Genomic DNA, 6,835 nt, shown 5'->3' on the forward strand with positions numbered 1-6,835 from the left:
GGCGACTGCCGCCGCGCCGCACGTGCGGCGTTAGCCAAGGCTGCGGATGCAGCCGCCCGGCGCTTGAGGGGCAGGAAAGATTGACCGAAGGTCAAGATTTCATGCCGATGGTATTAGAGCCCATGGGCGAAAGCCGGGAAGGTGAACAAGGGTCAACGGGTCATACTATCGGCGGCCGGCGGTGTGCCCAGGGGTGGGCCGCCTCCAGGCTGGTGCCCAGCGCCAGCAGCACATCATCACCGCCATGGCCGGTCCAGAACATCGCCCCCGCCGGCATTCCGTCCGCCCCCTCGAACAGCGGCAGCGACAGGCCCGGATATCCGGCCATATTCTGCAATTGCGTATGGTTGACATGGCGGAAATGGTCGCGCCACAGCCCGTCGAACTCCCGGTCGGGTGCCAGCACGCCCAGCTTGGGCGCGGTGCTGCCGGCCACCGGGCTCAGCACCACGTCGAACTCCTCCCAGAACCGGGCCAGATGCAGGTCGATGCGGCCGATGGCGGACAGGGCATTCGCCAGATCGTCGGGCGTGATGTCCTGGCGCCGTTCGGCCAGCCGCAGGGTCCAGGGTTCCAGCAGGTCACCGGCCGCCGGCCCCAGCTTGGCCTGGAAAATATCCGCCACCTCGCCCGCACCATAGGACCACAAAATGTCGAAGGCGCGGTTGAGTGCGGCCAGATCCAGCGGCAGTTCCTTATTCTCCACCTTGTGGCCCAGATCGGCGCACAGGGTGGCGGATTTCCCGATCATCGCCACGATGTCGGGTTCCGGCAATTGACCGTCCAGCCCGGACAGGCTGACCGCGATGCGCAGCGGCCGGTCCAGCGCCAGCTTCCCCGGCTTCTGTGCGCGCAGCGCGTGCGCCGCCCACACCGTGTCGCGCATCGACCGTCCGTAAAGACCATCCGATGCCAGCAGATCATCGATCAGGCTGACGGCGCGGGCCCGCAGGTTCCAGTTGCGGCTGGGCTTGAAGCCGATGATGCCGCAATGCGAGGCCGGAATGCGGATCGACCCGCCGCCATCGCTGCCCGTGGCGAACGGCACCAGGCCGGCGGCCACCGCCGCCCCGGCCCCGCTGCTGGACCCGCCGGCCCCGCGCGTCAGGTCCCAGGGATTGCGGGTGGGGCCATAGACCAGGGCCTCGCCCGACCCGATCAGGCCAAATTCCGGCATGGTCGACATGCCGACGGGGATCAAGCCGGCGGCATCCATGGCAGCGGCGAACGGATAGCGGTTGCGGCCCACCCGTTCCCGGCAGGCGCGCGACCCCGATACCCAGGGAAAGCCCGGATATTCCATCGACGCTTTCAGCAGATAGGGTACACAAGCCATCGGCGCCGACCGGTCGACGCACGCGGCGGCGTTCAGCGCATGGTCGGCCGCCACATGGCTGACGGCGTTCAGCGTCGGGTTCAGGGCGGCGATCCGCGCCAGTGCGGCGCGCACCGGCGCGTCGGGCGGCACCTCGCCCTTGGCGACCAGGGCCGCCTGATCATGGGCGTCCAGTAGGCTGAGCGCTTGCAGGTCGGTGACCATCATTTCCTCTTCACACGCAGCACGATCAGATAGGCGATGGCCGCCAGCAGGGTGGCGTCCAGGGCCGGCACGCTGGTCAAGGACAGGTCATAGGCCATGGCCGGTACGGTGACCGCGAGCGATCCCAGCCAGACCGCCACCGCTTCCCAGCGGATGGCGGGGACGTCCACCGGTTCGGCTGCGCCATGGCGATACACCATGAATCCGTCGATGACATAGATGGCGGCGATGGGCGGGATGATCAGCCCCAGCGCCACCAGGAACGGGATGAAGCTGTTGATGATGCCCAGCAGGGCGAAGACGCAGCCGACCGCCCCGCCGCCCAGGATGAACCAGGTCTGGCGGGTCCGGGGGAAGGTGGCGGCCATGGACAGGCTGGCGGAATAAAGGTTGAGCGCATTGATCGTCCACACCGACAGCAGCAGCATCAGCAATGCCGGCACCCCGAAGCCCAGCCCCACAACCAGCTTCATGATATCCGTCTGCCCCGTGGCCAGGGCGATCAGGGCCGACACCACCATCAGCACGGGGGCCGCGAACGGGAAGGACAGGGCCATGCCGACCAAGGCACCCTTTTCCGTGCGGATGAAGCGCGCCAGATCGGGCATGGCCGCTACGGTCAGCATGTTGCCACCCACCAGGGCCGACAGGGCGATGCCGAAGCTCATCGGCACCGGCGGGTTTGCCGCCGGCGCCAGGCTGACCGGCCCGGCACCCAGCGCCATATAGCAGACGGCGATCAGGATGACGCCCACCAGCGGCACCGCCACCATGGCCAGCCGGTCCAGGGTGCGGAAGCCGAAAATGGTGGAAATGGTGATCAGGACGCTGCCGATGACCACAAAACTGCCGAAGCTGCCGGGAATGCCGAAACCATCCTCGGCGGCTGCCACCATGGCGTCGCCGAAGAAGGAGACATTCACCCCGAACCAGCAATAATGCACGATGGCGATGACCAGATTGACCAGGGCCGCCCCCTTCACCCCGAAGGAACGCTGCACCAGCAGATATGTGGTCAGCCGCGTGCGCACGGAGATGATGGCGGTCAGGCAGGCCCCGGCGCACAGCACCATGCCGGCGATCAGGGCTGCCGTCACGGCGGGACCAAAGCCCAGCGCCAAACCGGTCTGCGCCCCGTTCAGGAAGCCCGGCAGGGAGAAGGTGAAGCTGGCGATGATCAGGGCCACGCGCCAACCGGCGACGGTCAGGTGTTCGGGCAGCGGCCCGGATGCATAGGCGTCGCTGGATTGGCTGTGGCTCATGCGCCCTCGATCTTGTTCAGGGTTTCAATGGGGGTGAAGTGCGGATCGAAGCCGAACGCCCCCGGCCCCATCAGGGCCAGTGCTGCCGGTTCACGTAGCATGGACGGCGCCGACGCCGCGATCACCTTCACCCGCTGGCCATATTTCAGGCGCTCGGTGGTGATGGTGTCGGCGGTTTCCCGGTCCATGATGGTGATCAGGTCGGGCACCATGGCCCGGACCTCGCCATTCAGCTTGGCCACCAGATTCTCGTTCTGGAACAGCACTTCCATCTGCCCGCCGCCGCCGAACCCGTCGATCACCACCTTGCCAATGGAAAAACCGCCGCGCGTCTCCCGCTCCAGGTCGGTGATCTTGCCATCAAACAGGGTCATGCAATGGGGATAGAGGCCGGTGGCGCAAAGCGCCGCCGCCAGCGCATCGAACGGATCACGCCGTTCGACCCGCGCATTGCGGATGGCGGCACCGATGGCGATGGCGGCACTGACGCTGCCGGGGATCGACTGGTGCTTGGCCTGGGCGCCGGTCAGCGGATATTCCACCATATGGGCGATGCCGCCCAGCGCCACGGACAGGCCGCGGGCGATGCGCTCATGGGTCAGGTTGTTGTCGGTCTCGATCACCGCCAGCGACCCGCAGGCCGCCGTCAGCACCGACGGACAGGCCGACACGCCGCGCACATTGAAGATCACCATCTGGCTTTCCGGGAAGGCACGGCCCATCCCGTCGCAATCGACCACCGGCACGCCCAGTTCCGCCGCCGCGATGAAGGGCGCCAGACCGTTGCCGCCGCCAATCTCCACCGGCAGAACGGCATCGATCCGGCGACCCATGATCTGTTCCAGCCGCCGCAGGCCGGCCACCGTCTCCCCGCCGTTCGGCAGCTTTTCCACCGACACGGTGGGCGCCCCGATCCAGCCGCAGGGTGCCACCAGGGCGTCGTCAGCCAGGTCGAACGGAGAGATCAGCTCGAACCCACCCGTCCGCTCAAACGCTGCCTCGGCCAGCAGCAGCCCGTAATAGGGATCGCCGCCACCGCCGGACCCCAGGAACGCCGCCCCGCGGGCCAGATCGGCCAGCGCCGCACGATCAATGCGCATGGTGAGCCTCCCCCTTGTGCCGGTCGGCGGCCAGATCGCCGACCGCCTTCAACCGCACCTGGGCCGACCGGCCCGGCAGATAGGACAGGAACACTTCTTCCATATCGACAATCTCGATTGTATCGGGGGCACCACCGGCCGCGACCACGCGCGCCGTGGCGTCTTCCTTCAGGCGGGCCAGTGCCGTCTCACGCGGGAGGACGGCATAATCCACGATCTGTTCGATCTGCGCGCCGATCTGGGCGATGGCGGCACCGACCGCATTGGCCACGTCGGCATGGGGCGGGCGGATCACTTTCGCGGCACCCTTCAGATCGTCTGCCACCAGGAAATGGCCACCGCCGACGGCGATGATGGTGGCATCGCCGCGCGCCGTCTTCATCCGGTCCACCCCGTCGGCCAGCATGGTCTGGATGCGGGTCCAGATGGTCTCCAGCTTGGCCGAGCCCAGGGCCGGCACGCGTGAGGCGTCACCAAAGCCGGCCTTGCCCGCCGCCACCGCGATATCGCTGGTGGTCAGGGTGCTGCCGCCGAACAGAAAGGCATCCTGCGTGATGCGATAGCCCACGGAATCCGGCCCGATGCGCAAGGTCCCCCCGTCCAGATGGACGCGCGTGCCGCCGCCCAGGCCGATGGCCAGGATGTCGGGCATGCGGAAATTGGTGCGCACCCCGCCAATATCGACGGCGATGGAGCTTTCGCGCGGAAAACCGTTGGCCAGCACCCCGATATCGCAGGTAGTGCCGCCGACATCCATGACGATGCCGTCCTGCACCCCGGTCAGGAAGGCGGCACCGCGCATGGAATTGGTGGGGCCGGACCCGATGGTCATCACCGGATAGCGGGCGGCATAGGCGGCAGAAATCAGTGTTCCGTCATTCTGCGATATATAGAGCGGGGCCGCCAGCCCCAGTTCCCGAAGGGCCCGTTCGAAGGAGGCGATGACATGCCGGGCCAGGCTGGCCAAGGCGGCATTCAGGATGACGCCGTTTTCCCGCTCGATCAGGCCCAGGCGGCCGACGGCGTGCGACAGGCTGATTTCCGCTTCCGGATGTTCCTGGCGCAGGATGGCGGCGGCCCGGTCCTCCATGGCGCCATTGATGGGCGCAAACGCACTGCTGACCGCGATGCTGGTGATGCCGCGTTCCCGGAAAACCCTTGCCGCCGCCCGTACCTTGTCCTCGTCGAAGGGCGATATCTCGCGCCCGTCCACCTCGTAACCGCCGGGCAACAGGAAATAGTCGCGGCCGATCCGGGCGGCCAGCGCGTCGGGCCAGCCGGTCAGGGGCGGCAGCGCCTCACCCGATGGGCTGGCCAGACGAATGACGCCGACGCGGTCCAGATGCCGGCGTTCCACCAGGGCGTTGGTGAAATGCGTCGTCCCGATCATCACGGCCGTGACCGTGGCGGGCGACGTCCCCGCCTTGGACAGCACGGCGGTGATCGCCGCCGCGACGCCCGAACTGACATCCGCTGTCGTGGGCTGCTTGGTGGAGGCCACGACCAGGCTGCCGTCTATCAGGACGGCATCCGTGTTCGTTCCACCCACATCGACGCCAATGCGCACTCCTCAACCCTCCCCACGCTTCGATCTCCCGTGGATTAGAAGGAACCGCACGCCGATGCGGCAACGCGGAAAACGGGTGTAGGCGGGCATGAACGGGTAAGCGGCGGATTTGGGGTGGGTAGAAGTGTTGAAAGGACGATCCCCAGACCGTAACCTGCCTCTCACGGACCCCCGGGCGTACATTGCGGGCGATACCGGTTCCCGATGGGCACAGTGCATCGGGGACCGGTTCGGCGGCGACTGCCGCCGCGCCGCCCATGCGGCGTAGCCAAGCCCACGGATGTGGGCGCCGGCGATTGAGGTCGGTGATCGGTTGCGATCACTGAAACTTGGTGTGAGGGTAAGGTTCCATGGACGAATTGATCGCCGCCAAATTCGGCCCGCCCGTCTGGATGGGCGACCAGATCCGGCGCGATGCTTTGCTGGACCTGCTGGACCGGGCGCTGACCCATCGCCTGACCCTGGTGCAGGCGCCAGCCGGCTATGGCAAGACCAGCATCCTGGCGCAATGGCGCGAACGACTGGCCGGTCTGGCGGTGAAGGCCGTATGGCTGACCCTGGAACGCGATGATTGCGATCTGAAGCGGCTGGTGCGTTATCTTGTGCTGGCGATCCGGGGGGAAGCGGGCGCCGGCGACCCGCTGGCGCAGGCCGCCGACCTGCCGCCGCGCGCCGCATTGTCGGCCATCGTCAATGAGTTGGCGGGCGAGGCGGGGCCCTTTGTCCTGATTCTGGACGATCTGCACCATGCCCAGGGGGAGGGGGTGGCGGGGTTCCTGCAGGCCCTGATCCGGCTGGCGCCGGCCAATTGCCGCTTCGTCCTGGCATCGCGGGATTACCCGTGGCTGGGCCAGTCCGCGCTGGCGGCAGAAGAACAGCTATTGGAGATCACTGCCCGCGATCTGCGCTTTTCCAGCCAGGAGGCGGAAAGCCTGCTGGCCCGTGCCGGTCGCACCCTTGCTGCCGACGATGTCGGCCGTATCCTGGACCGGACCGAGGGCTGGCCCATCGCCTTGCAGTTGACATCCCTGTCGCTGAAGCGTGGCATCGGTCAGGAACGGCTGATCGCGCAATCGGGCGGGTCGGGAGCCGATCTGGCCCGCTACCTGTCCGAGCAGGTACTGATGACCCTGCCGGACGAGGTGCGCGACATGGTGATCCGCACCGCCCTTCTGGACCGGCTGACCGGTGATCTGGTCAATCTGCTTTGCGGCCGGTCGGATGGCTGGATGGTGCTGGAACGGCTGGAACAGCAGGGCGTGTTCCTCACATCCGTGGGCCCCGACCGGCGTGAGTACCGCTATCACCAGCTTTTTGCCGAATATCTGCGCGACCGTCTGGAACGGTCGGATTCTGTGCTGTTTGC

The 6,835-nt window shown here is 67.1% G+C and carries 5 protein-coding genes; 1 reads left to right on the forward strand and 4 read right to left on the reverse strand.

The annotated features are described in order from the left end of the window. Nucleotides 1-160: 160 nt before the first annotated feature. From KBA48_RS31505 to KBA48_RS31520, 4 genes are read right to left on the reverse strand one after another with little or no spacing between them, the layout of a single operon-like run. Nucleotides 161-1,543, reverse strand: a complete 1,383-nt coding sequence (locus KBA48_RS31505) for an amidase (protein ID WP_292912634.1) — start codon at nucleotides 1,541-1,543, stop codon at nucleotides 161-163. Beyond that, nucleotides 1,540-2,802, reverse strand: coding sequence for a cytosine permease (locus tag KBA48_RS31510; protein ID WP_292912635.1), 1,263 nt, complete (start codon nucleotides 2,800-2,802; stop codon nucleotides 1,540-1,542). The genes KBA48_RS31505 and KBA48_RS31510 overlap by 4 nt, the downstream gene beginning before the upstream one ends. Beyond that, a complete protein-coding gene (locus KBA48_RS31515; RefSeq protein ID WP_292912636.1) occupies nucleotides 2,799-3,902 on the reverse strand; it encodes a DUF917 domain-containing protein in 1,104 nt (367 codons plus the stop codon). The genes KBA48_RS31510 and KBA48_RS31515 overlap by 4 nt, the downstream gene beginning before the upstream one ends. Continuing rightward, the gene (locus KBA48_RS31520; RefSeq protein WP_292912637.1) at nucleotides 3,892-5,469 is read right to left on the reverse strand and encodes a hydantoinase/oxoprolinase family protein; all 1,578 of its coding nucleotides are present in this window, start codon (nucleotides 5,467-5,469) and stop codon (nucleotides 3,892-3,894) included. Before KBA48_RS31520 ends, KBA48_RS31515 begins: the two co-directional genes overlap by 11 nt. 350 nt (nucleotides 5,470-5,819) lie before the next feature. Between KBA48_RS31520 and KBA48_RS31525 the strand changes: the two genes are divergently transcribed. Beyond that, nucleotides 5,820-6,835 (forward strand): AAA family ATPase (locus KBA48_RS31525; RefSeq protein ID WP_292912638.1); only part of this gene is annotated, 1,016 nt, incomplete at its 3' end.

The sequence above is a fragment of the Niveispirillum sp. genome (genome assembly GCF_017996735.1).
In the GTDB taxonomy this organism is placed as follows: Bacteria; Pseudomonadota; Alphaproteobacteria; order Azospirillales; family Azospirillaceae; genus Niveispirillum.

Bases quoted from the DNA above. Each gene is read 5' to 3' on its own strand.
- KBA48_RS31505 (WP_292912634.1), bottom strand. From the start codon at position 1,543: ATGATGGTCACCGACCTGCAAGCGCTCAGCCTACTGGACGCCCATGAT.
- KBA48_RS31510 (WP_292912635.1), bottom strand. From the start codon at position 2,802: ATGAGCCACAGCCAATCCAGCGACGCCTATGCATCCGGGCCGCTGCCC.
- KBA48_RS31515 (WP_292912636.1), bottom strand. From the start codon at position 3,902: ATGCGCATTGATCGTGCGGCGCTGGCCGATCTGGCCCGCGGGGCGGCG.